This window comes from Modestobacter sp. SYSU DS0657 (genome assembly GCF_054050925.1).
Window position 1 is genome coordinate 219,847 of the sequence record NZ_JBJHAG010000003.1, and the last position, 25,339, is coordinate 245,185.

The window sequence follows — 25,339 nt, forward strand, 5'->3', positions numbered from 1 at the left end:
CTCCTCCGGGGATGCTCGCCATCGGGCCGCCGGGAACCTCTCCGCGAGCAGGTCACCAGATCGTCATGTCCCCGCCGGGGTGACGACGGCGATCCCCGGCGCCCGGCCGACCGCGGCCAGTGCGGCACCGGCGTCGGCGAGGCCGAGCTCGCGGGTGACCAGCAGCTCCGGGCGCAGTCGGCCCGCGGCGATCAGCGAGAGCATCGCCGGGTAGTCGCGGGCGGCCATCCCGTGGCTGCCGAGCACGGCGAGCTCCCGGGCGATCACGAGCTCCATCGGGATCTCCGGCCGGCCCACCGCCGGGGGCAGCAGGCCGACCTGCACGTGCCGCCCGCGCGGGCGCAGGCTCCGGATCGAGTTCGTGCAGGTGGCGGCCGACCCGAGCGCGTCCAGCGAGAGGTGGGCACCGCCGCCGGTCAGCTCGGCGACGGCGGCGGGGACGTCGGCGGCGCCCCCGTCGACCGTGTGCTCGGCGCCCATCCGGCGGGCCAGCTCCAGCGCGCCGGGGGCGACGTCGACCGCGACCACCCGGGCGCCGGTCGCGACCGCCACCTGGACCGCCGACAGCCCCACGCCACCGCAGCCGTGCACCGCGACCCACTCCCCGGGACGCACCCCGCCCACCCCGGTCAGCGCGCGGAAGGCAGTGGCGAACCGGCAGCCCAGGCTGGCCGCGGTGGTGGCCGGCAGCCCGTCGGGCAGGGCGACGAGGTTGACGTCGGCGGCGTCCAGGGCGACCAGCTCGGCGAGCGACCCCCAGCCGGTGAAGCCGGGCTGGGTCTGGTGCAGGCAGACCTGACCGTTCCCCTCCCGGCAGGGCGCGCAGCGACCGCAGGCGCAGACGAACGGCACGGTCACCCGGTCACCGACCGCCCACCGCCGCACGTCCGCCCCGACGGCGGCGACCGTGCCGGCCAGCTCGTGGCCGGGCACGTGCGGGAGGACGACGTCGGGGTCGTGACCGGACCACGCGTGCCAGTCGCTGCGGCAGATGCCGCTGGCCTCCACCCGCACCACCACCCCGGCGGGGGCCGGGCGGGGGTCGGGCACCTCCCGGACCTCGAGCGGACCGCCGTAGGACTCGAACACCAGTGCGTGCACGCCCGACAGCGTGCCCGGCCGCGCGGCTCAGCGACCGAGCAGGTCCGCCAGCCGCGCGTCGGTGGCGCCGTCGACGTCGACCACCTTGGTCCGGGACGTCGCCCCGGTGACCAGCCTGACGGCCGACCGGCGGACACCGAACGCGTCGGCGACGGCGGCCAGCGCGGCCCCGGTCGCCTTCCCGTCGACGGCCCGGGCGGACACCCGGACGACGAGCGCACCGTCGTGCTCCCCGCCGACCACGGTCCGCCCGGCGCCGGGCCGGACCCGGATGGGAATGCGCACCCGCCGATCCTGCCCGTCAGCGGGTCGAGGGCTCAGCCCAGGGCGACGGCGACGACGAGGACGACCGCCAGCAGGAAGGCCAGCAGCGCGACCAGCCCGGCGCGGTGCCACCGCCGAGCGCGCCGCGCGTCCCGGACGGCGGCCGCGAGCTCCGGGCCGGGCGGGGCGACGGCCGACGCCCGAGCCGGCAGGTCCCGGCGCAGCAGATCGGCGGGGTCCGGGCCGGGCAGGCGTTCCGCGAGCCGGGCCATGCCCCGGTCCACCTCGCCCGGCACCGCCTCGGGCCCCAGCCCCACGGCGTCGGCCACCTCGTCGTCGGTCAGGCCGTCCCCGTAGCGCAGCACCAGGACCGCGCGCTCGCGCGCCGGCAGCCGGGCGAGCGCCGCGGCCACCTCCCCGGGCCCCGCGGCGGGCGCACCGACGGCGGCCGTGCCCGGCAGCCCGCTGGCCCGGAGCCCGTCGAGGGCCGGGACGCTGGAGACCGCCTCCGCCACGCGGGTCCGCCGGTGCCAGGCGGCGTGCGCGGCGACGAGCGCGCGGCGCAGCGTGCGCTCATCGGTCCCGGTGCCGCGGCCCAGCGCACCGGTGAGCGCCTCGACGACCAGCTCCCGGGCCGACCGGTCGTCCCCGGTGAGCAGGTAGGCCGTCGGGACCAGGAGGGCGCCCGCGCCGGCGAGCGTGTCGTCGTTCACGTGGCCGCCGGGTCCGGCCAGCCGGCCAGGTGCCGCAGCTCGGCCTCGCTCATCACCCCACCCGGCGGACGGCGCGGTGGGCGTCGAGCCGGTCGGTGTAGCTGACCGCGTTCGCCCGGATCGCGGCGACGTCGTCGGCGGTGGTCGACCGGCGCACCTTCGCCGGCACCCCGGCGACCAGCGAGTGCGGCGGCACCACGGTGCCCTGGAGGACCACGGCCCCGGCGGCGACGATCGAGCCGGTGCCGATGTGCGCCCCGTTGAGCACGGTGCAGCCCATCCCGATGAGCACCTCGTCGTCCACACGGCAGCCGTGCAGCACCACCCCGTGGCCGACGGTGACGCGCTCACCCAGCACCAGGGGGAAGCCCGGGTCGCTGTGCAGGGTCGAGCCGTCCTGCACGTTCGAGTCGGCGCCGATCTCGATCACCTCGGTGTCGGCGCGGGCCACCGCGCCGTACCAGATGCTCGCCCGCGGGCCGAGCGTCACCCGGCCGACGACGACCGCCGTCGGCGCGACGAACGCCTGCTCGTGGACCGCCGGTGCGCCGTGAGCCAGCTCCCCGAGGAACGGGCCGTCCGGGGCGGTCACAGGTCGACCTCGGCCAGCACCCGCGGCACCTCCGGCGGCAGCTCGCGGGCCAGGAAGCCGAGCCGCCCGACCCGCGCGGCCAGCCGCTCACCGGCGCGGCCGTGCAGGTGCGCCGCCCAGACCGCGGCCTGCGCGGGTTCCGCGCCCCGGGCGAGCAGCCCGGCCACGATCCCGGCCCGCACGTCGCCGGAGCCGGAGACCCCCAGCCCCGCGCCGCCGCTCTCGTCCTGCCACGAGCGGCCGTCCGGGGCGACGACCCAGCTGGTGGCCCCACCGAGCCCGACCACGGCCTGCGCGTCGTCGGCCAGCCGCCGGGCCGCCCCGGCCGGGTCGTCGTCGACCTCGTCGTGTTCCACGTGCAACGCGATGGCCAGCTCGGTCGGGTTCGGGGTGAGCACGACCTGCCCGCCGAGGTGGTGCAGGCAGCCCGGTTCGGCGGTGACCGCGGCCAGGCCCAGCGCGTCCAGCGCGACCGGCCCGTCGAGGTGGGGAAGCAGCTGCTCGACCAGCCCCCGGGTCTCCGCCTCGTCGGCCATGCCCGGGCCGATGAGCACCGCCGAGGCGCGCTGCGCCAGGTCAAGCACCAGCTCGGCCGACGACGCCCGGATCGCACCCTCCTCCGTGTGCGGCACGCCGCGGACCAGCGCCTCCGGCAGCGAGATCGACACGTGCGGGGCGACCTTCGAGGGGACGACGACCTGCAGCTTGCCGGCGCCGGAGCGCAGCGCGGCCTCGGCGGCCAGCAGCACCGCGCCGACGGTCTCGGTGCTGCCGCCGACGACGAGGATCGAGCCGCGGGCCTCCTTGCCCCCGGTCGGCTCCGGCAACCGCCAGCCCCGCAGCACGTGCGGGGTCACGAAGGTGGGCTCAGGCCGGGCTCGGGACATCGCTCTCCTCGGTCACGGGCGCCTGGGTGGGCTCGGCGTCGGTCAGGTGGTGCACGGCGTTGAACTCGACCAGCCGGAGCTCGCCGGCGTCGTCCCGGCGGTAGCGGGTGACCGAGGTGTTGGCGACCTGCTCGCGCCCATCGATCTCCAGCAGGTCGGGCTCGGGGAGCTCCTCCAGCACGTAGCGGAAGACCATGATCACGGCCTGGTGGGAGAAGCAGGCCAGCCGCTCGCCGTCGTGCCGCAGCGCCTCGGTGGCCAGCAGGCTGCGGATCCGCAGGGCGACGTCGGCCCAGCTCTCGCCGCCCGGCGGCCGGTACCAGAACTTGCCCAGGTGGGCGCGGCGCTCGGCCTCGTCGGGGAAGCGCTCGCGGATGCCGGCCCCGGTCATGCCGTCGAAGGCGCCGAAGTCCCGCTCCCGCAGCCGCTCGTCGAACCGCACCGGCAGGTCCAGCCCGCTGGCGGCGACCGCGCGCCGCGCGGTGTCGGCCGCGCGGGCGAAGGGGGAGCTCAGCACCGTGGTCGGCCGCTCGTCGGCAGGGAGGTCGGCCAGCCAGCGGCCCAGGGCGTCGGCCTGGTGCTCGCCGGTGTCCGACAGCGGGACGTCGGGGTCGCGGACGTCGAGCTCCAGCCGTTCGGCGCCGGTCCGGTGGGCGTGCGCGTCGGCGAGGTTGCCCACGCTCTCCCCGTGGCGGACCAGCCACAGCCGTGTCGGTCCCGGCACCCGCACCATGCCCGCTCCGTCCGCTCCGGGCACCGCCACCGGGCGCCGTCCGGGTGGCGGTAGCCCCGCCGGCACCCGGCGAAACCGTACGCAGACGGCTGGACGGTGCGCGGCCGGCTGGCGACGATGACCCGGTGGCGGACGACGGCGACCTCCCGGTACTCTCCTTCGCCACGGCCGCCGGGTTCGACGCCTGGCTGGCCGCCGAGCACGACCGGGCGCCCGGGCTGTTCCTGAAGCTGGCGAGGAAGTCCTCCGGCATCCCCTCGATCACCGCGGCGGAGGCGGTGGAGGTGGCGCTGTGCCACGGCTGGATCGACGGCCGCAGCAACCGCGTGGACGACGTCTGGTTCACCGTCCGCTACACCCCGCGGCGGCCGCGGAGCATCTGGTCGCAGAAGAACGTGGCGACGGTGGCCCGGCTGATCGCCGAGGGGCGGATGCGCCCGGCCGGGCTCGCCCAGGTCGAGGCGGCGCAGGCCGACGGGCGGTGGGACCGCGCCTACGCGGGGCCGGCCACCGTCACCGTGCCCGACGACCTGGCCGCGGCGCTGGCGGAGGTGCCGGAGGCCGCCGCGGCCTTCGCGGCGCTGCGCTCGCGGGAGCGGTACGCCGTCCTGCACCGGGTGCACACCGCGGTCACCCCGCAGACCCGCGCCAAACGCATCGCCACCGCCGTCCGGCAGCTGGCCGGCGGCTGATCGTCAGCCGGCGACGCGGCGGGCGCCGACGTAGCCGCCCTTGTCCACGCTGGTCACCGCGACCGGCTTGCCGGTGACGCTGGCGTGCACCATCTGGCCGTTGCCGATGTACATGCCCACGTGGCTGATCGGGGTGTAGAAGAAGACCAGGTCGCCGGGCTGCAGCTCGCTGCGCGACACCGGCACGCCCAGCTGGGCCTGCGCCCGGCTGGAGTGCGGCAGGGAGATGCCGGCGGCGGCGTAGGCGTACTGGGTGAGGCCGGAGCAGTCGAACCGGTCCGGGCCGCTCCCGCCGGGCAGGTACATGTCGCCGGTCTGGGCCAGGGCGGTCTGCACCGCGACGCCGGCGGCCGCGGTCGGCGCGGGGGCCGGGGCGGCGACGACGTCGGGGCCGGCGATCACCGTCTGCACCCGCACCTGGTCGGCGGCCGAGAGCCGGGCGAAGTCCGCCTGGTACCGGCTCATCTCGTTCTCGAGCTCGTCGTGCCGGCGCTGCAGGTCGGCCGCGGCCTGCTCGGCGGCGGCCGCTGCGTCGGTGGCCGCCTGCTGCGCCTGCTCGGCCGCGGTCCGGACGGCGGCGGCCTCGGCGACGACGGCGTCGGCGTGCGAGGCCAGCTGGTCCAGGGTGCTCATCTGCCGCACCAGGTCGTCGGCCGAGCCGCTGGTGAGGAAGGCGGCGAGGCGGCCGCGCGTGGTGCCCACGTACCCGGACTGGGCGATCGCCCGCAGCTGGGGCTCCAGCGCGTCGAGCTGCACCTGCGCCTCGGCGGCGGCGGCCGCGGCGGCACCGGCGGCGGCCCGCTGTTCCTCGGCGGTGGCGGTGGCCTGGTGCACCTCCTCGTCCAGCGCGCTGAGCTTCTGGCCGGTCTCGGTGACCGCCTGGCGGGCCTGCTCGGCGGTGGCCGGGGCGGCGGAGGCCGTCGCGGGGACGAACGTGAGCGCCGCACCGACACTCAGCGCCAGCGCTGCGCCCCGGGTCCACCGGCGGGTGGTCGATCGGGTCACCGTGCCTCCGTCTGCGCGAGGCGGCCCGGGGAAGGGGCGACGAGTTCCTCGCGCGTCAGGAACGGAAAGTAGGGACGCGGGGACGGCGCGTCGTCCACGGCGCGCCGGGGGACGATCGGTCCGCCCGGTGGGTCAGTCCCAGAGGCCCCGCGTGCCACTCCTGTCCCGCGCGGACGGCACGAGGCGGTCCGCGACGGTGCCGGTGGCGAAGGAGTAGACCGCCTTGTGCAGGACGTCGACGACCTGGTCGGATCGGCTCCACGTCCACGGCGGTGCGCCGACGCCGGTGGTGTTCTCCAGCGTCTGGTCGACCGCCAGCCGCACCGAGGTGTGCCAGGCGTTCGCCCGCCAGCCGCGCAGGCCGGCCGCGGCCCAGACCCCGCGCAGCGCACCGACGGCGGCGCCGGTGCCCCAGTGCATGAGGTGGTTGCGCACCGGCGGGCGCGCCGACCCGGGCAGCCGCCGTCCGGTGGTCAGCGCGGTCAGCGTGCGGCCCGGCACGTAGGAGTTGGGTCGGCCGGTCAGCTGCTGCTCCAGCTTCTCCCCCGCCGTCATCACCGCGACGCCGGCGAGGCCGGCCAGGGCACCACGTACTGCTGCTCGTCCCCACATGCCGGGGCCGCTACCCACCGGACCGGACCGACCAACCGTTGCCCCTGTGGATCGGCCGGACCGGCTAAATAGACAAGCTGACTAGGTCGAGCTAGCTTCTAGTTGTGACTGCGGAATCGGCCTGGCCCAGCGAGTGGGTGCGCGGCGTCCTGGACGTCTGCGTGCTCCGGGTGCTGCGGGACGGCCCGACCTACGGCTACGCCATCGCCGCACGCCTGGCCGGCAGCGGGCTCGGCACCCTCAAGGGCGGCACCCTCTACCCGCTGCTCGGCCGGCTGGAACGGACCGGGCTGGTCACCGCGGAGTGGCGCCCCGGAGAGGGCGGCCCGGGGCGCAAGTACTACCGGCTGACCGGGGCGGGACACGAGGAGCTCCGGCACGCCGCCGGCCGATGGTCGGACTTCACCGACGTCACGAGGAACATCATCACCGGTGCGCAGGCGCCGGCGGGGCCAGCCGCGGAGGAGACGCCATGAGCAGGACCGCACCGGACGGGCACGACCACCGGCGCAGCACTCCGGAACAGGCGCTGGCGCCGCACCTCGAGCCGGACTGGGTGCAGGAGTTCGTCCTCGAGCTCCGGCTCCGCGGGGTCGGCGGCGGCCTCATCGGCGAGGCCCTCAGCGAGGCGGACGCGCACTGCGCGGACAGCGGCGCCGGCGCCGGGGAGGTGTTCGGCGACCCGGTGGCCTACGCGCGGACGCTGGACCTGCCGGTGCGGGAGGACCAGACCTCCACGACCGCCATGCTCGGCGCCATGGCCCCGACGGGGGTGCAGGTGGCCGGGGCGCTCCTGCTCGTGAACGGGGTCCTCCGCTGGCGCCTCGGGCAGGACGTCGGGGTGACCGTCGGCCTGCTCGCCGACCTCGCCCTGCTGCTGGTCCTCGGCCTGGTGCTCGCCCGGTTCAGCGAGCCGCTGCTGCGGGGCCTGGTGCGCCACCCACTGGTCGCCGGGGCGGTGTTCGCGCTGGTCGTCACGGCCACCACCGTGCCGTTGCTCCTGCTCGACGGGGAGCTGGCCCAGCTCTCCGCACCGCTGGCGACGGCGGCCGGTGGCGCGGTCCTGCTGGCCGGGGCGGGGTGGGAGCTGGCCCAGCACCGTCGGGGCGGTCTGGACGACCCGATCACCCCGCCCCTGGGGAGGACCGGCCCCGACGGTGCCCCGGAACCGGGCGCAGGTGGCCGGTGGTCCTCCCCGCTCCTCGCCGTCGGCTGCTGGACCGCGCTCAGCCTGGCCGCCATCTGGTGGTCCTGACCCGGTAGGAGCCACACCCCGCGCGGCCGGCCCCGGCACGGGATCCGGGGGCGCACCGGGAGACGCGGGAGGATGGCCGAACGACGACGAGCCGCCCGCCGGTTCCCCCCGGCGGGCGGCTCGTTCGGTCGAACGGCTCAGCCGGCGGCGGGCTCCTGGCACTCCAGCCCCTCGACGGCGGCGACGTCGCGCAGGATGGCCGACAGCTCGGTGGAGGTCCACGCCTCGCAGCAGTCGCAGCTGCCGCTCTCGGTGAAGACGATGTCCAAGCGCGTCGGGAACGGAAAGTAATGAGGTCAGGACGGAACGTCGGCCACGGCGCGCCGGGGGACGATCGGTCCGCCCGGCGGCTCAGTCCCAGAGGCCCCGCGCGCCACTCCTGCCCCGCGCGGAGGGCACGAGGCGGTCGGCGACAGCGCCCGTGGCGAAGGAGTAGACCGCCTTGTGCAGCACGTCGACGACCTGGTCGGGCCGGCTCCACGTCCACGGCGGGGCGCCGACGCCGGTGGTGTTCTCCAGCGTCTGGTCGACCGCCAGCCGCACCGAGGTGTGCCAGGCGTTCGCCCGCCAGCCGCGCAGGCCGGCCGCCGCCCAGACCCCGCGCAGCGCACCGACCGCGGCGCCGGTGCCCCAGTGCATGAGGTGGTTGCGCACCGGCGGGCGCGCCGACTCCGGCAGCCGGCGTCCGGTGGTCAGCGCGGTCAGCGTGCGGCCCGGCACGTAGGAGTTCGGCCGGCCGGTGAGCTGCTGCTCCAGCTTCTCCCCCGCCGTCATCACCGCGACGCCGGCGAGGCCGGCCAGGGCACCACGGACTGCTGCTCGTCCCCACATGGGCCCGGGCCTACCCGCGCGGCGGCCCGGCGCCACCGCAGGGACGAGGGCGGCCGGCCGCAGGGACGAGGGGCAGACACGACCCGAGGCCGCCCGCCGGTTCCCCCGGCGGACGGCCTCGAGTCGATCGGACCGGGCAGTGCTCAGCCGGCCAGCGGCTCCTGGCACTCGAGCGCCTCGACGACGGCGACGTCGCGCAGGATCGCGGCGAGCTCGGCGGAGGTCCACGCCTCGCAGCAGTCGCACGCGCCGGTGTCGGTGAAGCTGCGCAGGCCCAGGCTGCCGCCGGCCTGGTCCTCGGCGAGGGCGAGCTGCCCGTCGGCCGGGTTGCGGTGGCAGCGGCAGGAGGCGGCGCACATGCCCAGCCCCCACCCGGAGACGATCACGGACGGGCCGTTCTCGTGGACCTTGCCCAGCTGGAAGATCGAGGGCTTCTGTCGGTACGTCATGGCTGTGCTCCCCTCGCCGTCCTGCCGGAGCAGGGGGTCGTCGTCGGCGTCAGGGAAAAAGTAGACCGGAATCGCGTTTCGAGCCGGTGACTCACGGGAAGGAAACGCCGTTTCGGGGTTCACGGTGTGCACCCGTCCCACTCGTCGCGCTCGTCCCACCTGTCCCGGTCCTCGCGGCGCCCGCTGGTCACGCCGGCCGGTGGCGGTCCACGTGCCCCTGGGTGGCGACCGGGTCCCGGACGCAGGGACGGCCGCCTCCCCCGGAGGGGAGGCGGCCGTCCGCGAGCGTGCTCAGCGGCCGGTGAGGTCGACCTCGGGGTAGAGCGGGTGGGCGCCGACGATCTCGGCGGCCCGGGTGCGCACGCGCTCGGCCACCGTCGCGTCGAGCCGGTACTTGACCTTGGAGTCGCCCTCGGGCCGGGTGTTGCCCAGCACGTCGGCGATCAGGTCGCCCACCTCGGCCAGCTCGGCCTCGCGCAGCCCGCGGGTGGTCAGCGCGGGGGTGCCCAGCCGGACGCCGGTGGTGTACCAGGGGCCGTTCGGGTCGGCCGGGACGGCGTTGCGGTTGGTGACCAGGCCGGCGTCCAGCAGCGCGGACTCGGCCTGCCGGCCGGTCAGCCCGAAGGTGCGCACGTCCATCAGCACCAGGTGGTTGTCGGTGCCGCCGGTGACCAGCCGGACGCCGCGCTTCTGCAGCCCCCCGGCCAGCGCCTGGGCGTTGTCGACGATCTGCTGGGCGTAGCCGGCGAACTCCGGACGGCGGGCCTCGGCGAAGGCGACCGCCTTGGCGGCCATCACGTGCGGCAGCGGGCCACCGAGCACCATCGGGCAGCCGCGGTCGACCGAGGGCGCGTACTCGTCGGTGCACAGCACCATGCCGCCGCGCGGCCCGCGCAGCGACTTGTGCGTGGTGGTGGTGACGACGTCGGCGTGCGGCACCGGGTCGAAGTCACCGGTGAGCACCTTGCCGGCGACCAGGCCGGCGAAGTGGGCCATGTCGACCATGAGCGTGGCGCCGACCTCGTCGGCGATCTCCCGCATCTTCGCGAAGTCCACCCGGCGCGGGTAGGCGGAGTAGCCGGCGACCAGGATCAGCGGGCGGAACTCGCGGGCCCGCTCGCGCAGCGCGGCGTAGTCGATCAGCCCGGTCTCCGGGTCGGTGCCGTAGCTGGACTGCTCGAACATCTTGCCGGAGATGTTCGGCCGGAAGCCGTGGGTGAGGTGCCCACCGGCGTCCAGGGACATGCCCAGCATCCGCTGGGTGCCGAAGGACCGGCGCAGCCGCTCCCAGTCCTCCTCGGTCATCGCGTCGACGTTCTTCACGCCGGCCTCGGCCAGCGCGGGGGTCTCGACCCGGTGGGCCAGGATCGACCAGAAGGCGACCAGGTTGGCGTCGATGCCCGAGTGCGGCTGCACGTAGGCGTGGTCGGCGCCGAAGAGCTCGCGGGCGTGCTCGGCGGCGAGCCGCTCCACCGTGTCGACGTTCTGGCAGGCGGCGTAGAACCGGCGCCCCACGGTGCCCTCGGCGTACTTGTCGCTCAACCAGTTGCCCATGGCCAGCAGCACGGCCGGGGAGGCGTAGTTCTCGCTGGCGATGAGCTTGAGGCTCTCGCGCTGGTCGGTGAGCTCCTGCCCGATCGCCGCGGCGACCCGCGGCTCGACCTGCGCGATGACGTCGAGGGCGCTGGTGAAGGCGGCCGTCTCGCGGGTGACGGTGCTGGTCATGGCTCTCCTCCGGGAGGACGACGGGGAGCCCAGGCGCGCGGCACGGCTTCGGAGCCGCTCCCCGGTGGTCGTCCACCTGTCTGCGCCAGTCACGGCCCGGTTCCCAGGGTAGCCAGCCCGCCGGGTGGTGGGCCAGAGCGGTGCTGCTCGGCGACCGCCTCCGTGGTGACCGTCACTCCCCGCTGCGGCGACGACCGCCCCCTGCTTGACAAACCCGCTTGCCGCAGCGGCAATGAAGGGGTGACGGACGACGGCGCCCTGCCCCAGGAGGTGCTCGACGCGGTCGGGCCGCGGCTGCGGGCGCTCCGGCAGCAGCGGCAGGTGACCCTCGCCCAGGTGTCGGCGGCCACCGGCATCTCGGTGAGCACGCTGTCCCGGCTGGAGTCCGGTGGCCGGCGGCCCACCCTGGAGCTGCTGCTGCCGCTGGCCCGGGTGCACCAGGTGACCCTCGACGAGCTGGTCGACGCCCCACCCACCGGGGACCCTCGGGTGCACGCCCGGCCGATCGTGCGGCACGGCGTCACCCACCTGCCGCTCACCCGCCGCCCCGGTGGCGTGCAGGCGTTCAAGATGATCTTCCCGCCGGGCGTCCACACCGAGGACCGGACGCAGAAGACCCACGAGGGCTACGAGTGGATGTACGTGCTCTCCGGGCAGCTGCGGCTGCAGCTCGCCGAGCACGACCTCACCCTCGGCCCCGGCGAGGTCGTCGAGTTCGACACCCGCACCCCGCACTGGTTCGGCAACACCAGCAGCTCGCCCGCCGAGGCGCTGGCGCTGTTCGGCCCGCAGGGCGAGCGGATGCACGTCCGCGCCCGCCCGGCCCGCGGCGCGGACTGACCGGTCCGTCACCTCCCGGCGGTGTTCCGGACACCTCGCGGGGTAGTCGACCCCCCATGTCGATGAGCGCACCGATCGAGCCCGACCTGCCGCACCGCGACCAGGGGATCCCCGCCGCCGACCCCGGAGCCGGGGCCCCGGACACCGCCGAGGGGTTCGGCATCGGCGGCGAGGAACCGGACACCCCCGAGCAGGCCGGCGACCAGCAGGCCGGGGAGCAGCAGCGGGAGGCCGCCGAGCCCGAGCACACGGCCTTCCGCACCCCCGACCCCGACGAGGTCGGCCCCGAGCAGTAGCCCCGCCGTCGCCGTTGTGCACCGGCCGTCACTCCCGCTCCGGCGGAACCGACGACCAGGGCACAACGGCGGGCGGGCCCGGGACCCGTCAGCTGGCGGCACCCCTTCGCCGCTTCCGGCCCCGGTCCGCTCCTCCCTCGCTGGCGCTCGGTCGATGCTCCCGGGACCGTCAGCTGGCGGCACCCCTTCGCCGCTTCCGGCCCCGGTCCGCTCCTCCCTCGCTGGCGCTCGGTCGATGCTCCCGGGACCGTCAGCTGGCGGGGGACACCGAGCTCATGTTGAAGTCCGGCACCCGCAGCGTCGGCATCGCGGCGCGGGTGAACCAGTCGTTCCACTCCCGCGGCAGGGTCCGCTCGGTGACGCTCGCCTGGGTGGCCCGGGCGAGCAGGTCGACCGGCGACTCGTTGAAGCGGAAGTTGTTCACCGCGCCGGTGACCTCCCCGTTCTCCACCAGGAAGACGCCGTCGCGGGTCAACCCGGTGAGCAGCAGGGTCTGCGGGTCGACCTCGCGGATGTACCAGAGGGTGGTGAGCAGCAACCCCCGCTCGGTCCCCGCGATCATCTCCGCCTGCGAGGCGGTGGCGTTCGGGTCGGTGAGGATCAGGTTGTCGACGGCCGCGGTCGCCGGGGCGGTCTGCCTCAGCGCCCAGGCCCGCGGCCGGATCAGGTTGGTCAGCACGCCTTCGCGGATCCAGTCGACGGCCGGCGTCGCCATGCCGTTGTCGAACACCGACGCCGACCCCGACGAGCCACCGACCACCTGGAACGGAGCGGCCTCCAGGCCGGCGGCGTTCGGGTCGCTGCGCAGCGTGAGCGGCAGCTGGGCGAGCCGGTCACCGATCCGGTTGCCACCGCCGGCCCGGGCGTAGACGCTGCGGCCCTCGTCGGCGTCCCGCGCCGCCATCGTCCAGTACGCGTAGATCATCAGATCGCTCACCGCCGACGGCGGTAGCAGCGTCTCGTACCGGCCCGCGGGCAGCTCGACCCGCCGCTGCGACCAGGCCATCTTCTGCTGCACCTCGGCGGCCAGCGCCGCGACCGAGACGTCGGAGAAGTCGCGGGTGCCGACACCGGCCCACACCGACCGGCCGAAGTCGCGGTCCTTGCCGTTGAGCTCGACCCGGCCGGTGGGCTGATCGTGCCGCAGCCGCAGCCCGGTCGAGGTGCCCAGGTAGGTCGTGGCCATCGAGTGCTCGGCGAAGCCGAACAGCAACTCGTCGCGGCCGCGGGCCCCGGCGAACGCCTCGCCCAGCGCGGGGGCGAACTCGCCGAACACGCCGATCGAGGTCTCCGCCGGCGGGGCGTCCCAGTCTCCGGCGCCGGGCGACGCTCCGCTGTCCCCGGGGGTGACCAGCGGCATCACGTCCTCGGCCGGGCCGGCGTCGCGGGCGGCCTGCTCGCTCATCGCGACCAGCTCGGCGACGTCCGGGGTGCCGGTGCGGGCGACCGTGCCCACGGCCGTCCCGGCGCCGCCGTCGACGAAGCTGATGACGACGACCTGGCGGGACCGCATCGCCCCGTTGGTGGTGAGGCTGTTGGACGCCCAGCGCAGGTTGGCCTCCGAGCTCTCCACCACGTAGGTGACCTGCCCGTCGACCGTCGACGCCGCCAGCGCCTGCTCGACGATCTCCTGTGGCTTCATCGGCCGGACTCCTGCGCGGTGTTGAGGATCGTGGTGTTCTCGAACAGCGCGACCGGGCAGCCGTGGCTGACCGCCGCGGTCTGGCCGGGCTGGGCCTTGCCGCAGTTGAGGGCGCCCCCCAGCTGATAGGTCTGCGGTCCGCCGACGACCCTCATCGAGCCCCAGAAGTCCGTCGTCGTCGCCTGGTAGGCGACGTCGCGCAGCTGACCGGCGAGCCGGCCGTGCTCGATCCGGTAGAACCGCTGCCCGGTGAACTGAAAGTTGTAGCGCTGCATGTCGATCGACCAGCTCTTGTCGCCGACGACGTAGATGCCGCGCTCGACGCCGGCGATGAGCTCCTCGGTGGCGGGGCCGGCCGGGTCGGGCTGCAGGGAGACGTTGGCCATCCGCTGCACCGGCACGTGCGCGGCAGAGTCGGCGAAGGCGCATCCGTTGGAGCGGTCCATGCCCCGCAGCCGGGCCATGTTCCGGTCGACCTGGTAGCCGACCAGGACGCCGTCCCGGATGAGGTCCCACTGCTGGCCGGCGACGCCCTCGTCGTCCCAGCCGACGGTGGACAGCCCGTGCTCGGCGGTGCGGTCACCGGTGACGTTCATCAGCGGCGAGCCGTACTGCAGGGTGCCGAGCTTGTCGGGCGTGGCGAAGGAGGTGCCGGCGTAGGCGGCCTCGTAGCCCAGCGCGCGGTCGAGCTCGGTGGCGTGGCCGATCGACTCGTGGATGGTCAGCCACAGGTTCGTCGGGTCGACGACGAGGTCGTACCGGCCGGCCTCGACCGAGGGCGCCTTGGTCTTCTCCCGCAGCAGCTCGGGGATCTCGGCGAGCTCACCGCGCCAGTCCCAGTGGCCGCCGGTGAGGTACTCCCAGCCGCGGCCGACCGGCGGGGCGAGGGTCCGCATCGACTCGAACGACCCGGTGGCCCGGTCGACGGTGAGCGCGGTGAACTCCGGCTCGATCCGCACCCGCTGCTGGCGGGTACGGGTGCCGGCGGTGTCGGCGTAGAACTTCTGCTCCTTGACCTGCAGCACGCTGCTCTGCACGTGCTCCACGCCGTCGCCGGCCAGCAGCTGCTCGGACAGCTCGGTCATCAGCGCCGTCTTCTCCGCGTCTGCGACGGCGAACGGGTCGACCTCGTAGGACGAGACCCACTCGCCGTCGTAGCTCGGTTCCGGGGCCAGCTCGACCCGGTCGGTGTTGACCGCCGCGGAGACCTGCGCGACGGCGACCGCCTCCTCGGCGAGCCGCACCGCCTCGGCCGCGGTGAGCACCACCCCGGCGGCGAAGCCCCAGGTGCCCTCGTACACGACCCGGACGGCGAGGCCCAGGTCCTGGCCGTCGGCCAGCGACTCCAGCCGGGCGTCGCGCAGCCGGACGGACTGGGTGCGAACCCGCTCGACCCGCAGGTCGGCGTGCTCGCACCCCAGGTCGACGGCCCGGGTCAGCGCGGCGTCGGCGAGGGCGGACAGCGGGAGGGCGAGGAACGACTCGTCCACCGATCGGGGTTGTGCCACGCACCTGTGTCTACCAGGCATCGACGGCGGCCCCGCCGGGTAGCCGGTCGGGCATGACCGCGCCGGCAGACGACGTCACGCTCACCTTCGGCGGCACCGCGACGACGCTGCTGCGGCTGGGCCCGTTCACGCTGCTCACCGACCCGAACTTCCTGCACCGCGGCCAGCGGGCGCACCTGGGGTACGGCCTGCGCAGCAAGCGGCTCACCGACCCGGCGCTGGTGCCGGCCCAGCTCCCGGAGCTGGACGCGATCCTGCTGTCCCACATGCACGGCGACCACTGGGACCGGATCGCCACCCGCGCGCTGCCGAAGGAGACCCCGGTGGTCACCACCCCCGAGGCGGCGCGCTGCCTGGGCAAGCGCGGCTTCGCCCAGACCTCCGACCTGCGGCCCTGGCAGACCCACGAGATCGGCTCCGGCGACGACGCCCTGCGGATCACCTCGGTGCCGGGGGTGCACGGGCCGGGCCCGCTCGCCCGGTTGCTGCCGGAGGTGATGGGCAGCGTGCTGGAGCTGGTGCGCGGCGGAGAAGTGACCTGGCGCGGCTACGTCAGCGGCGACACCCTCTACCGCCCGACGCTGGGCGAGGTGCTGCAGCGCTGCGGGCCGCTGGACGTGCTGATCCCGCACCTGGGCGGCACCAGGATCGCCGGCATCACGGTGACCATGGACGCGCAGCAGGGCGCCGACCTGGTCGAGCTGCTGCAGCCGCCGGTGACGGTGCCGGTGCACTTCGACGACTACGGGGTGTTCGCCAGCCCGCTGGGCGACTTCGTCGCCGAGGTGGCGCGCCGCCGGGCACCGGGGGAGATCCGCACCGTGGGTCGCGGTCAGACGATCTCGCTGCGCGCCTGATCATCCCCCGGCACGACGCCGGCCCGGCCGGAGATCGTCCCGGTCACCACCGCGGTGACCCGCGGTTCACCCGGGCGGTCGAGGCGTACGAACGTCGCGCGGCGGGCACCCCCGGGCGATGCGACCACTGATCCGCGCCAGCGCCCAGGTCGAGGCCGAGACCTGGGACGACCCGGTGCGCGGCAAGGTGTCCTTCCGGGTGCTGTTCAGCCAGGACCGGACGCCGACCGCCGCGCTCTACACCGGCCTGACCGAGCTCACCCCCGACGGCTGGCTGGGCCTGCACCGGCACAGCGCCACGGAGGTCTACCACGTCGTCGAGGGCAGCGGCATCGTCAGCCTCGACGGGGTGGAGCACCCGGTGACGGCCGGTTCGGCGGTGTTCATCCCCGGCGACACCGAGCACGGCATCCGCAACACCGGCTCGGGGCCGCTGCGGTTCGTGTACGCGTTCCCGACCGACTCGTTCGACGACGTCCGGTACCGCTTCTCCGCGGAGGAGTGACCGCCCCGGTCAGCGGCCGGCGAGCCGCATCGCCCGGGTCTGCACGTCGGCGCGCAGCTCGGCCTCGTCGACCGTCGTCGACACCCCGTCGCGGACGACCTGCCGCCCGGCCACCCAGGTGTCCCGCACGTGCCGGGAGCCGACCGACCAGACCAGGTGGGTGAGCAGGTCGGTGACCTCCCCGACCGGGACGAACGCGATGTCCTCGGTGTCGACGTGCACCAGGTCCGCCCGCCGCCCGGGGGTGAGCTGGCCGAGGTCCTCCCGGCCGATCGCCGCGGCCGCCCCGCCGGTGGCCAGCCAGAAGGCCTCCGGCGCGGTGAGCGCCGTGGCATCCCGCTCGCGCAGCCGGGCCAGCTGGGCGGCCAGCCGCAGGTCCTCGAAGAGGTCCAGGTTGTCGTTGGACGCCGGCCCGTCGGTGCCCATGCCGACCCGGATGCCCAGGTCGAGCATGTCGCGCAGCCGGGCGGTGCCGCTGGCCAGCTTGCTGTTGCTGCCCGGGCAGTGCGCCACGGCGACGTCGTACTCGCGCCACAGCTCCAGGTCGCCGTCGTCCATGTGCACGCAGTGCGCGGCCACCACCCGGCCGCCGAGCACGTCGTGGCTGGCCAGCAGCTGCGGCACGCTCTGGCCGTGCTGGGCCAGCAGGTCGGCGCCCTCGGCCGTGGTCTCGGCGACGTGGGTGGTGAGCAGCAGGCCGTGCTCGCGCGCCACCTCGGCCGCCCGGGTGAGCACCGTCAGCGGGACCGTGTAGGCCGAGTGGGGACCGATGCCCCACTCGACCTGGTCGTCGCCGGTGCCGGCCGACGCGGCCGCCCGCGCCAGCTGCTCGTCGAAGGTGCCGAACCCGGGCAGGCCGATCAGCGGGTGGGTGATCACGCCGCGCGCTCCGGTGCGCCGCACCGCCGCGGCCATCCGCTCGGGGTGGAAGTACATCTCGACGCTGGTGGTCACCCCGTGCCGCAGCATCTCCGCCGACGCGGCGGTCATCGCCACCTCGACGTCCTCCGGGGTCAGGTTCGCCTCCCGCGGCCACATCACCTCCCGCAGCCACCGGTCCAGCGGCAGCCCCTCGCCCTGCCCGCGGAACAGCACCATCGGCGCGTGCGAGTGGGTGTTCACCATGCCGGGGGTGAGGACCCCGGGCAGCGCGGTCACCTCGGCGCCGGGGGCGTCCGGCGCGTCGGAGGCACCGCCGACCCAGCGGATGAGCCCGTCCTCGACGTCCAGCACGGCGTCGGGGACGACGGTGCCGGCCCGGTCGCCGACGACGACGGCGCGGGCGGTGAAACGCTGCAGCATGAGAGCTGAACCTAGCCGGGCTGCGCCCGCGAGGCAGGGCGGACGCCCAGGTGACCCGGATACCGTGACGCCATGCACCCCCTCGCCCGGTCTGCCGAGGTGCTGGCCGCCACCTCCGACGAGGGTGGCATCACCGGCTTCCTGCTCGACCTGATCGAGAAGCTGGGGGCGGTGGGCGTCGGCCTGACCATCCTGATCGAGACGGTCGTCCCGCCGATCCCCAGCGAGGCGGTGCTCGGCGCCGCCGGGGTGCTGATCAACGACGGCCGGATGTCCGTCGTGCCGGTGATCATCTGGGCCACGATCGGGTCGGTGCTGGGCGCCACGGCCCTGTACTGGGTGGGCCGCCTGCTGGGTCCCCGCCGGTCGCACGCCTTCCTCGACCGGCTGCCGCTGGTGGAGACCTCCGACGTCGACCGGGCCTTCGAGTGGTTCGACCGGCACGGGCGGGGCGCGGTGTTCTTCGGCCGGATGGTGCCGATCGTGCGCAGTTTCGTCTCGGTGCCGGCCGGCGTGGTGAAGATGCGCTTCTGGCAGTTCCTGCTGTTCACCGCCGCGGGCAGCCTGCTGTGGAACTGCCTGCTGATCGGGCTGGGCGTGGCGGCCGGCGACTTCGTGCAGGCCAATCTGCAGTACCTGGACTACGCGGTGGTGGCCGCGGCCGTCATCGCGGTGGGCTGGTTCGTCTACAAGAAGGTGACCGGCCAGTACCGGCGTCCGCCGGATGCCGGTACCCACCTGCCCCTCGACCGGATGGACCAGCCGTGACCGGACCCCGCACCCGACCGGACGTCGTCGCCTTCGACGTCAACGAGACCCTGCTCGACCTCGCGCCGGTGCAGGCCGCACTGGCCGAGCGCGGGCAGCCCGACCACCTGCTGACCACGGTGTTCGCCCGGACCCTGGTCACCGGGTTCGCGGCCGCCACCGTGGGCACCTGGTGCCGGTTCCGCGACGCGTTCGAGACGTCGCTGGCGCAGCTGGCCGGCCTGCCGGCCGCCGAGTGCTCGGCGGTCGCCGACGCGTTCATGGAGCTCTCGCCGCACCCGGACGTCGAGCCGGCGCTGCGCCGACTGGCCGAGGGCGGGGTGCGGGCGGTGACGCTGAGCCACGGCTCCCCCGGCGTCGCCGAGGCCGGGCTCTCCCGGGGCGGGGTGACGCCGCTGGTCGAGCGGACGCTCAGCACCGAGTCGATCCGCGCCTGGAAGCCCAACCGGGAGGCCTACCTGTGGGCCGCCGGGATCTGCGACGTGGCACCGGAGCGGATGGCGCTGGTGGCCGCCCACTCCTGGGACGTGCTCGGCGCCGGGCGGGCCGGGCTGACCACCGGCTGGGTGGCCCGCACCGAGCAGGTGCCCGCCGGGGTGTTCGAGCCGCCGCACGTGCAGGGCCGGTCGCTGCCCGAGGTGGTCGACGCCCTGCTCGCCCTGCCCGCTCCCGGGTGAGCGCCGCGCACGAGGTCCCCACCCCGCTGGGCCCGGCCCGGGTGCACCGCGACGACCCCGCCGGTGACGTGCGCGGCACCCTCGCGCTCGGCCACGGTGCCGGCGCCGGCAGCGGCACCGCCGACCTGCTGGCCGTCTCGGCCGCGGCCTGCGCGGCCGGCTGGCGGGTGCTGCGGATCGACCAGCCGTGGGTGGTGGCCGGCAAGCGGATCGCGCCCGCCCCGGCACGGCTGGACGAGGGCTGGACGGCGGTGCTCGCCCACCTGCGGGACGACGGCGCGCTGACCGGCCCGCTGGTGCTCGGCGGCCGCAGCGCCGGCGCCCGGGTCGCCTGCCGCACCGCCGGGGCGCTCGGCGCCGCGGGCGTGCTCGGGCTGGCCTTCCCGCTGCACCCGCCGGGCAAGCCGGAGAAGAGCCGCGCCGTCGAGCTGCTGGGGGTCGCCGCCCCGCTGCTGGTCGTGCAGGGGGAGACCGACGCCTTCGGCCGGCCGGCCGAGGTCGAGGCGGTGGTGCCCGGCCGGGTGCAGGCCGTCCCCGGCGACCACGGCCTGAAGAAGGACCCCGCCGCGGTCGCCACCGCCGTCGTCGACTGGCTGCGCACCCTGCCCGGCTGATCCGGGCGACCGCGCCACCAGGGCTCACCCCCCCAGCACAGTCGTGCTCTGCCCACCGGGAGTGGGCAGAGCACGACTGTCCGCGGAGTGACCACCGCCCGGCCCGCTGGTGCTCTGCTCACCTGGGGTGAGCAGAGCACAAGCGCGCTGGGCAGGTGTCCCGGCGGTGCCGGATCAGGTGGTCCGAGCGGCTGCCCGGTGCCCGGCGTCCAGTGCGCGGAAACGGGCCAGCGCCACGACCGAGACGACCGGCCCGGCGGCCAGCAGCACCAGCGTCCACCGCCAGGTGACCAGCTCGGCGAGGTAGGGCAGCGCGCTGATCGTCACCACGGTGAGCAGGAACCCGGTGGCGGTCTGCACGGTCAGCGCGGTGCCCACCCAGCGGCGGTCGGCGACCTCGCTGAGCAGCGTCGAGTACATCGCCGAGTCGGCGATCACCGCCGCACCCCACACGCAGACGAACACCGCCAGCGCCGGCGTCGGCCACGACCAGGCCCACGGCGAGAGCAGGCAGCACACCCCGCTGGTCGCCACCGCCACCGCCGCCACCGGTGCACGCCCCCGCCGTCCGGCCAGCCAGCCGGCGAGCACGCAGCCGGCCGCGCCGCACAGGCCGAAGGCGACCAGCGCGAGCAGCGCCACCGCCGACGCCGACGTCCCCGGCGCCACCTCGGCGCGGGAAGCGGTCAGCCAGGCGGTCGCCCAGGCCCACAGCGCGTAGAGCTCCCACATGTGGCCCAGGTAGGCGAGGTTCACCAGCCGCGGGCGGGCCGCGCGGAACCCGTCCAGCGCCTGCGCCGCGCGCGGGGGAGTGCCGACCGCCAGGTGCGGCCCGGCGCGCAGCAGCGCCACCGCCAGCAGCCCGGCCACCGCGCCGCAGCCCGCGGCGACCCCCAGCACCGCGCGCCACCGCTCACCGATCAGCCCGACGAACAGCTGGGGGAGCAGCGACCCGAGGGTCAGCGCCCCGACCAGCACGCCGAGCGCCAGCCCGCGGCCCCGCGCACCGAACCACGAGGCCATCAGCTTCATGCCGATCGGGTAGACCAGCGCGAGACCCGCGCCGGTCAGGAAGCGCAGCACCCCGCCCGTCAGCGGGCCCTCGGCCACGGTGGCCACCAGCAGCGTGCAGCCGGCCGAGCCCAGCGCCCCCGCGGCGAACAGCCGCTCCGGGCGCACCCGGTCGGCCAGCCCGGTCACCGCCGAGGTCAGCGCCCCGGCGACGAAGCCCAGCTGCACGGCGACCGTGAGCGCCACGCCGCCGCCGGTACCCAGCCCCCAGTCGACGCGCAGCAACGGCAGCACCGCCGAGGCGGAGAACCACACCGCCAGCGCCAGCACCTGGGTGAGCGCGATCAGCGCCAGCTGCCGGCGTGGGCCGGTGCGCGCGACGTCGAGGGGTTGCACCGGCACGCCGGTCAGCGTGCCCGGTCGCGGTCCGGCCGTCGCGCCCGGCGCCCGGTGTCGCACCGAGCACCTACTCTCGGGGGCATGGGACCCGGTGGACAGCCCGACATGCAGCAGATCCTCAAGCAGGCGCAGCAGATGCAGCAGCAGCTCGCCGCCGCGCAGGAGGAGCTCGCCCAGGCCGAGGTGACCGGCTCCGCCGGTGGCGGCCTGGTGACCGCGACGATGACCGGCAGCGGCGAGGTCACCGCGGTGACCATCGCGCCGGCCGCGGTCGACCCCGACGACGTCGAGACCTTGCAGGACCTCGTCGTGGCCGCCCTCCGCGACGCCCAGCGCGCCGTCAGCGACCTGACCGCCTCCACCATGGGACCGCTGGCCGGCGGCCTCGGCGGTGGTGGCGGCGGCGGCCTGGGCCTGCCCGGCTTCTGATCCACCCCCGCGGGGCCCCGGCCGCGGCCGGTCCCCGCCCCTGTCTCTGCCCTTCCCGAGGAGAACCGTGTACGAGGGCGCTGTCCAGGACCTGATCGACGAGCTCGGGCGGCTGCCCGGCGTCGGGCCCAAGAGTGCGCAGCGCATCGCCTTCCACCTGCTGGCCGCCGAGTCGGCCGACGTGGGGCGGCTGGTGGCGGCCCTGCAGCGGGTGCAGGCCGAGGTCCGCTTCTGCGTGACCTGCTACAACGTCGCCGAGGGCGAGCAGTGCCGGATCTGCCGCGACCCGCGGCGCTCCCTCGACGTCATCTGCGTCGTCGAGGAGCCCAAGGACGTCGTCGCGATCGAGCGCACCCGGGAGTTCCGCGGGCGCTACCACGTGCTGGGCGGCGCGATCAGCCCGATCGAGGGCATCGGCCCCGACGACCTGCGGGTCAAGGAGCTGATGACCCGGCTGATGGACGGCACCGTCACCGAGCTGATCATCGCCACCGACCCGAACCTCGAGGGCGAGGCGACCGCCGCCTACCTGGCCCGGCTGGTCGGGCCGCTCGGGCTGGCCGTCTCCCGGCTGGCCAGCGGTCTGCCGGTGGGTGGTGACCTGGAGTACGCCGACGAGGTCACCCTGGGCCGGGCCTTCGAGGGCCGCCGCCGCATCGACGCCTGAAAGGACCCCGCTGCCCCCCACTGCTCGCAGGCTCGCAGCGGGCCCCTGCAGCAGGGCCGCTCCAGCACGTCACCGGTGGTTGAGGGTTCGATCACAGCGGGGTCTCGGAAGTGGCGGCTGCCGCGGGGGCTTGGCACTCTGGACGGGTGGTCGAGCCGGGTTCGCTGACGCGTCGTCGCGCCGTGGACCTGATGCGCGTCGCCAGCACGCTCTGACACCGCGCCGTCCCCCTCTCCGCGGAGAGGCTCCCGGACGGCGGCCGTGCGCGACGACGCCGGCCTCCGGGAAACAGTGCCCGACCGCCCGCACCTGCCCGAGGACCCAGCCCCCATGATCGAGCTGTCCGACGTCCGCAAGGTCTTCCCCGCCCGCCGCGGTGCCGGCGAGGTGGTCGCCGTCGACGGCGTGAGCCTGTCGGTCGCCCGCGGCGAGTTCGCCGGCGTCGTCGGCCCCAGCGGCTCGGGCAAGAGCACGCTGGCCCGGCTGGTGAACCTGCTGGAGCGGCCGACCTCGGGCACGGTCGCCGTCGACGGGCAGGTGCTCACCGACCTCGACGACGACGGTGTCCGCCGGGCCCGCCGCAGCGTCGGCATGATCTTCCAGCACTTCCACCTGCTCGACTCCCGCACCGCCGCCGGCAACGTCGAGCACCCGCTGGAGCTGGCCGGCGTGGGCCGTGCCGAGCGCCGCGCGCGGGTCGCCGAGCTGCTCGACCTGGTCGGGCTGGCCGACCGGCACGGGTCCCGGCCCGGGCAGCTCTCCGGCGGGCAGAAGCAGCGGGTCGCCATCGCCCGGGCGCTCGCCGCCCGGCCCAGCGTGCTGCTGTGCGACGAGGCGACCTCCGCGCTGGACCCGGGGAGCACCGCCGGCGTGCTCGACCTGCTCCGCACCGTCCGCGCCGAGCTCGGCCTCACCGTGCTGCTGATCACCCACGAGATGGCCGTGGTGAAGGCCGTCTGCGACAGCGCCGTGCTGATGTCGGCCGGCCGGGTGGTCGACGGCGGCCCGCTCGCCGAGGTGCTCACCCGCCCGGACTCCCCGCTGGCCGCCCAGCTGGTGCCCGCACCGCCGGTCGACCCCACCGCCGACGGCGACCTGGTGGCGGTCACCGTCACCGACGCCGCCCCCGAGGCGCCGGTGCTGCGCGTCCTCGCCGGCGAGCTGGGGCTGTCGGTCGAGGTGGCCGGTGGCTCGGTGGAGTCCGTCGCCGGCCGCCGGTTCGGTCGGCTGGTGCTGCGGGTGCAGGGCGACGACGGCGGCCGGCTGGACACGGCGCTGACCCGGCTGCGCGCCGAGGGCGCGCTGGTCGAGCGGGCCGTGCCGGGTGGGCGGCCCCCGCTGCCCGGCGCCGACGACGAGCCCGACGACGATCCCGGGCCGCCCGACGTCCAGCAGTTCGCCGACGCCCCGGAGGTGCAGCGGTGAACTGGGACCGGATCGCCCCCCAGCTGGTCGACGCCACCGTCGAGACCCTGTACATGGTCGGGGTCTCCACCGTGCTCACCGTGCTGCTCGGCGTCCCGCTCGGCGTGCTGCTCACGGTCACCGCGCCGGGCGCGCTGGCCCCGCACCCGATGCTCAACCGGCTGCTCGGCCTGGTGGTCAACCTGGGCCGCTCGCTGCCGTTCATCATCCTGCTGGTGCTGGTCGCCCCGGTCACCCGCGGCATCGTGGGGACGACGATCGGGTCGACCGCGACCATCGTGCCGCTCACCATCGGCGCCGTCCCGTTCCTGGCCCGCCTGGTCGAGACCAGCCTGCGCGAGGTGGCGCACGGCAAGGTCGAGGCCACCCTCGCCATGGGCGCCCGCCGGCGCGACGTCGTCCGCACCGTGCTGCTGCCCGAGGCGCTGCCGTCGGTGGTCGCCGGCGTCACGGTCACCGTCGTCGCGCTGATCAGCTACTCGGCGATGGCCGGGGCGATCGGCGGCGGTGGGCTCGGCGACTTCGCCATCCGCTACGGCTACCAGCAGTTCCGCACCGACATCACCGTGGTCACCGTCGTGGTGCTGCTCGTCGTCGTCCAGGCCCTGCAGTGGGCCGGCGACCGCTGGGCCCGCCACCTCGCCCACGCCTGACCCCACACCCACCGAGCAACAGAATAGGAACCCCATGCGCTCGAAGCTGGCCCTGACCGCCGCCGCGGTCACCACCGCCCTGACCCTCACCGCCTGCGGAGGCGGCGACGCCGAGCTGTCGTCCGCCGACGAGCCGTTGCGCGTCGGCGCCTCGCCGGTGCCGCACGGGGAGATCCTGCGGTACATCGACGACGAGCTCGCCGAGGACGCCGGCCTGGACCTGGAGATCGTCGAGTTCACCGACTACGTGCAGCCCAACACGGCGCTGGACGACGGGTCGATCGACGCCAACTACTTCCAGACCGTCCCCTACCTGGAGGAGCAGGAGGCCAGCGCCGGGTACGACTTCACCCCGCTGGCGCCGGTGCACATCGAGCCGCTGGGCATCTACTCGGAGTCGCTGACCGACCTGGCCGACCTGCCCGACGGCGCGACCGTGGCGATCCCGAACGACCCGACCAACGCCGGCCGCGCGCTGCGCCTGCTGGCCGCCAACGACCTGATCACCCTGGCCGACACCGGGGACTCCGCGCCCACCGCGCTGGACATCGAGGAGAACCCGAAGAACCTCGACATCACCGAGATCGAGGCCGCCCAGCTGCCCCGCTCGCTGACCGACGTCGACGCCGCGGTGATCAACGGCAACTACGCCATCGACGCCGACCTGGTGCCGGCCGAGGACGCGCTTGCGCTGGAGGAGGCCGAGGGCAACCCCAACGCGAACCTGCTGGTGGTCCGCACCGGCGACGAGGACGACGAGCGGATCCAGCAGCTGGAGGAGCTGCTGCACTCCGACGAGGTGCGCACCTTCATCGAGGACACCTACGAGGGCGCGGTCATCCCGGCCTTCTGACCCGCCGCCCCGTTCCGCCGAAATGGCCATTTCG

31 protein-coding genes and 1 riboswitch are annotated in these 25,339 nt (G+C 75.4%); of the genes, 15 read left to right on the plus strand and 16 right to left on the minus strand.

Going from position 1 to position 25,339, the window contains the following annotated elements; translation table 11 throughout:
- Window positions 1–63 precede the first annotated feature (63 nt).
- Genes ACI79A_RS03805 through ACI79A_RS03830 form a run of 6 tightly spaced genes read right to left on the minus strand, consistent with a single transcriptional unit; the run spans window position 64 to window position 4,290 of the window.
- Window positions 64–1,101: a zinc-dependent alcohol dehydrogenase family protein gene (locus tag ACI79A_RS03805; RefSeq protein ID WP_457080094.1), complete on the minus strand. Its 1,038-nt coding sequence runs from the start codon at window positions 1,099–1,101 to the stop codon at window positions 64–66.
- Window positions 1,102–1,128: 27 nt separating this feature from the next.
- On the minus strand, window positions 1,129–1,386 hold the full coding sequence (locus ACI79A_RS03810) for a DUF167 domain-containing protein (RefSeq protein ID WP_457080096.1): 258 nt from the start codon (window positions 1,384–1,386) through the stop codon (window positions 1,129–1,131).
- A gap of 32 nt (window positions 1,387–1,418) precedes the next feature.
- Entirely contained in the window at window positions 1,419–2,078 is a 660-nt protein-coding gene (locus ACI79A_RS03815; RefSeq protein ID WP_457080098.1) for a sigma factor-like helix-turn-helix DNA-binding protein, read from the minus strand.
- 52 nt (window positions 2,079–2,130) lie between these two features.
- The gene (locus ACI79A_RS03820) at window positions 2,131–2,670 is read right to left on the minus strand and encodes a gamma carbonic anhydrase family protein (RefSeq protein ID WP_457080100.1); all 540 of its coding nucleotides are present in this window, start codon (window positions 2,668–2,670) and stop codon (window positions 2,131–2,133) included.
- A complete protein-coding gene (locus tag ACI79A_RS03825; protein WP_457080102.1) occupies window positions 2,667–3,557 on the minus strand; it encodes an NAD(P)H-hydrate dehydratase in 891 nt (296 codons plus the stop codon). Before ACI79A_RS03825 ends, ACI79A_RS03820 begins: the two co-directional genes overlap by 4 nt.
- Window positions 3,538–4,290 (minus strand): histidine phosphatase family protein, encoded by a 753-nt coding sequence (locus ACI79A_RS03830; RefSeq protein ID WP_457080104.1) that lies wholly within the window; start codon window positions 4,288–4,290, stop codon window positions 3,538–3,540. The genes ACI79A_RS03825 and ACI79A_RS03830 overlap by 20 nt, the downstream gene beginning before the upstream one ends.
- Window positions 4,291–4,415: 125 nt before the next feature.
- On the opposite strand from ACI79A_RS03830, the gene ACI79A_RS03835 reads away from it, so the two are divergent.
- On the plus strand, window positions 4,416–4,982 hold the full coding sequence (locus ACI79A_RS03835; protein WP_457080106.1) for a YdeI/OmpD-associated family protein: 567 nt from the start codon (window positions 4,416–4,418) through the stop codon (window positions 4,980–4,982).
- 3 nt (window positions 4,983–4,985) lie between these two features.
- Here ACI79A_RS03835 and ACI79A_RS03840 read toward each other — a convergent pair whose 3' ends face one another.
- Both ACI79A_RS03840 and ACI79A_RS03845 read right to left on the minus strand, forming a co-directional pair.
- Complete coding sequence (locus tag ACI79A_RS03840) at window positions 4,986–5,987, minus strand: C40 family peptidase (RefSeq protein ID WP_457080108.1); 1,002 nt, start codon at window positions 5,985–5,987, stop codon at window positions 4,986–4,988.
- Window positions 5,988–6,119: 132 nt separating this feature from the next.
- Entirely contained in the window at window positions 6,120–6,599 is a 480-nt protein-coding gene (locus ACI79A_RS03845; protein WP_457080110.1) for a hypothetical protein, read from the minus strand.
- Between the two features lie 104 nt (window positions 6,600–6,703).
- On the opposite strand from ACI79A_RS03845, the gene ACI79A_RS03850 reads away from it, so the two are divergent.
- Together ACI79A_RS03850 and ACI79A_RS03855 are read left to right on the plus strand one after the other, a co-directional pair.
- Window positions 6,704–7,075: a PadR family transcriptional regulator gene (locus ACI79A_RS03850; protein WP_457080112.1), complete on the plus strand. Its 372-nt coding sequence runs from the start codon at window positions 6,704–6,706 to the stop codon at window positions 7,073–7,075.
- Window positions 7,072–7,854 carry a hypothetical protein gene (locus tag ACI79A_RS03855; RefSeq protein WP_457080114.1) on the plus strand — a complete coding sequence of 261 codons (783 nt, stop codon included), beginning with the start codon at window positions 7,072–7,074 and terminating at the stop codon, window positions 7,852–7,854. The genes ACI79A_RS03850 and ACI79A_RS03855 overlap by 4 nt, the downstream gene beginning before the upstream one ends.
- A gap of 137 nt (window positions 7,855–7,991) precedes the next feature.
- Here ACI79A_RS03855 and ACI79A_RS03860 read toward each other — a convergent pair whose 3' ends face one another.
- The 4 genes from ACI79A_RS03860 to ACI79A_RS03875 form a co-directional block, all read right to left on the minus strand.
- Window positions 7,992–8,123 (minus strand): hypothetical protein, encoded by a 132-nt coding sequence (locus ACI79A_RS03860; RefSeq protein WP_457080116.1) that lies wholly within the window; start codon window positions 8,121–8,123, stop codon window positions 7,992–7,994.
- Window positions 8,124–8,205: 82 nt separating this feature from the next.
- Entirely contained in the window at window positions 8,206–8,685 is a 480-nt protein-coding gene (locus ACI79A_RS03865) for a hypothetical protein (protein ID WP_457080118.1), read from the minus strand.
- A gap of 143 nt (window positions 8,686–8,828) precedes the next feature.
- Entirely contained in the window at window positions 8,829–9,134 is a 306-nt protein-coding gene (locus ACI79A_RS03870; RefSeq protein WP_457080120.1) for a hypothetical protein, read from the minus strand.
- A gap of 291 nt (window positions 9,135–9,425) precedes the next feature.
- Window positions 9,426–10,859: a glycine hydroxymethyltransferase gene (locus ACI79A_RS03875; protein WP_457080122.1), complete on the minus strand. Its 1,434-nt coding sequence runs from the start codon at window positions 10,857–10,859 to the stop codon at window positions 9,426–9,428.
- A 20-nt stretch (window positions 10,860–10,879) separates the two neighbouring features.
- Window positions 10,880–10,962, minus strand: a riboswitch (ZMP/ZTP riboswitch).
- Window positions 10,963–11,099: 137 nt separating this feature from the next.
- Between ACI79A_RS03875 and ACI79A_RS03880 the strand changes: the two genes are divergently transcribed.
- The gene (locus ACI79A_RS03880; protein WP_457080124.1) at window positions 11,100–11,699 is read left to right on the plus strand and encodes a helix-turn-helix domain-containing protein; all 600 of its coding nucleotides are present in this window, start codon (window positions 11,100–11,102) and stop codon (window positions 11,697–11,699) included.
- 62 nt (window positions 11,700–11,761) lie between these two features.
- A complete protein-coding gene (locus ACI79A_RS03885) occupies window positions 11,762–11,995 on the plus strand; it encodes a hypothetical protein (RefSeq protein ID WP_457080126.1) in 234 nt (77 codons plus the stop codon).
- Window positions 11,996–12,245: 250 nt separating this feature from the next.
- Here the strand turns inward: ACI79A_RS03885 and ACI79A_RS03890 are convergent, their stop codons facing one another.
- Together ACI79A_RS03890 and ACI79A_RS03895 are read right to left on the minus strand one after the other, a co-directional pair.
- Window positions 12,246–13,637 (minus strand): metallopeptidase TldD-related protein, encoded by a 1,392-nt coding sequence (locus tag ACI79A_RS03890; protein ID WP_457080128.1) that lies wholly within the window; start codon window positions 13,635–13,637, stop codon window positions 12,246–12,248.
- A complete protein-coding gene (locus ACI79A_RS03895; protein WP_457080130.1) occupies window positions 13,634–15,145 on the minus strand; it encodes a TldD/PmbA family protein in 1,512 nt (503 codons plus the stop codon). Before ACI79A_RS03895 ends, ACI79A_RS03890 begins: the two co-directional genes overlap by 4 nt.
- 53 nt (window positions 15,146–15,198) lie before the next feature.
- Here ACI79A_RS03895 and ACI79A_RS03900 point away from each other — a divergent pair, with 53 nt between their 5' ends.
- Both ACI79A_RS03900 and ACI79A_RS03905 read left to right on the plus strand, forming a co-directional pair.
- The gene (locus ACI79A_RS03900) at window positions 15,199–16,002 is read left to right on the plus strand and encodes an MBL fold metallo-hydrolase (protein ID WP_457080132.1); all 804 of its coding nucleotides are present in this window, start codon (window positions 15,199–15,201) and stop codon (window positions 16,000–16,002) included.
- A 118-nt stretch (window positions 16,003–16,120) separates the two neighbouring features.
- Window positions 16,121–16,507 (plus strand): cupin domain-containing protein, encoded by a 387-nt coding sequence (locus tag ACI79A_RS03905; protein ID WP_457080134.1) that lies wholly within the window; start codon window positions 16,121–16,123, stop codon window positions 16,505–16,507.
- Window positions 16,508–16,516: 9 nt separating this feature from the next.
- On the opposite strand, the gene ACI79A_RS03910 is transcribed toward ACI79A_RS03905, so the two are convergent.
- Window positions 16,517–17,809 (minus strand): amidohydrolase family protein, encoded by a 1,293-nt coding sequence (locus tag ACI79A_RS03910; RefSeq protein ID WP_457080136.1) that lies wholly within the window; start codon window positions 17,807–17,809, stop codon window positions 16,517–16,519.
- 72 nt (window positions 17,810–17,881) lie between these two features.
- On the opposite strand from ACI79A_RS03910, the gene ACI79A_RS03915 reads away from it, so the two are divergent.
- The 3 genes from ACI79A_RS03915 to ACI79A_RS03925 are packed head-to-tail and all read left to right on the plus strand — an operon-like array spanning window position 17,882 to window position 19,868.
- Window positions 17,882–18,577 carry a DedA family protein gene (locus ACI79A_RS03915; RefSeq protein ID WP_457080139.1) on the plus strand — a complete coding sequence of 232 codons (696 nt, stop codon included), beginning with the start codon at window positions 17,882–17,884 and terminating at the stop codon, window positions 18,575–18,577.
- The gene (locus ACI79A_RS03920) at window positions 18,574–19,254 is read left to right on the plus strand and encodes an HAD-IA family hydrolase (RefSeq protein WP_457080141.1); all 681 of its coding nucleotides are present in this window, start codon (window positions 18,574–18,576) and stop codon (window positions 19,252–19,254) included. Before ACI79A_RS03915 ends, ACI79A_RS03920 begins: the two co-directional genes overlap by 4 nt.
- Window positions 19,251–19,868, plus strand: a complete 618-nt coding sequence (locus tag ACI79A_RS03925; protein WP_457080143.1) for an alpha/beta hydrolase family protein — start codon at window positions 19,251–19,253, stop codon at window positions 19,866–19,868. Before ACI79A_RS03920 ends, ACI79A_RS03925 begins: the two co-directional genes overlap by 4 nt.
- A 174-nt stretch (window positions 19,869–20,042) precedes the next feature.
- Here ACI79A_RS03925 and ACI79A_RS03930 read toward each other — a convergent pair whose 3' ends face one another.
- A complete protein-coding gene (locus ACI79A_RS03930; RefSeq protein WP_457080145.1) occupies window positions 20,043–21,281 on the minus strand; it encodes an MFS transporter in 1,239 nt (412 codons plus the stop codon).
- A 78-nt stretch (window positions 21,282–21,359) separates the two neighbouring features.
- On the opposite strand from ACI79A_RS03930, the gene ACI79A_RS03935 reads away from it, so the two are divergent.
- From ACI79A_RS03935 to ACI79A_RS03955, 5 genes are all read left to right on the plus strand, one after another.
- The gene (locus tag ACI79A_RS03935) at window positions 21,360–21,707 is read left to right on the plus strand and encodes a YbaB/EbfC family nucleoid-associated protein (protein WP_457080147.1); all 348 of its coding nucleotides are present in this window, start codon (window positions 21,360–21,362) and stop codon (window positions 21,705–21,707) included.
- A 67-nt stretch (window positions 21,708–21,774) separates the two neighbouring features.
- On the plus strand, window positions 21,775–22,374 hold the full coding sequence (gene recR, locus ACI79A_RS03940; protein WP_457080149.1) for a recombination mediator RecR: 600 nt from the start codon (window positions 21,775–21,777) through the stop codon (window positions 22,372–22,374).
- Window positions 22,375–22,704: 330 nt separating this feature from the next.
- Window positions 22,705–23,799: a methionine ABC transporter ATP-binding protein gene (locus tag ACI79A_RS03945; protein ID WP_457080151.1), complete on the plus strand. Its 1,095-nt coding sequence runs from the start codon at window positions 22,705–22,707 to the stop codon at window positions 23,797–23,799.
- Window positions 23,796–24,452: a methionine ABC transporter permease gene (locus tag ACI79A_RS03950; protein WP_457080153.1), complete on the plus strand. Its 657-nt coding sequence runs from the start codon at window positions 23,796–23,798 to the stop codon at window positions 24,450–24,452. Before ACI79A_RS03945 ends, ACI79A_RS03950 begins: the two co-directional genes overlap by 4 nt.
- Window positions 24,453–24,486: 34 nt before the next feature.
- Complete coding sequence (locus ACI79A_RS03955; protein ID WP_457080155.1) at window positions 24,487–25,305, plus strand: MetQ/NlpA family ABC transporter substrate-binding protein; 819 nt, start codon at window positions 24,487–24,489, stop codon at window positions 25,303–25,305.
- Window positions 25,306–25,339 lie beyond the last annotated feature (34 nt).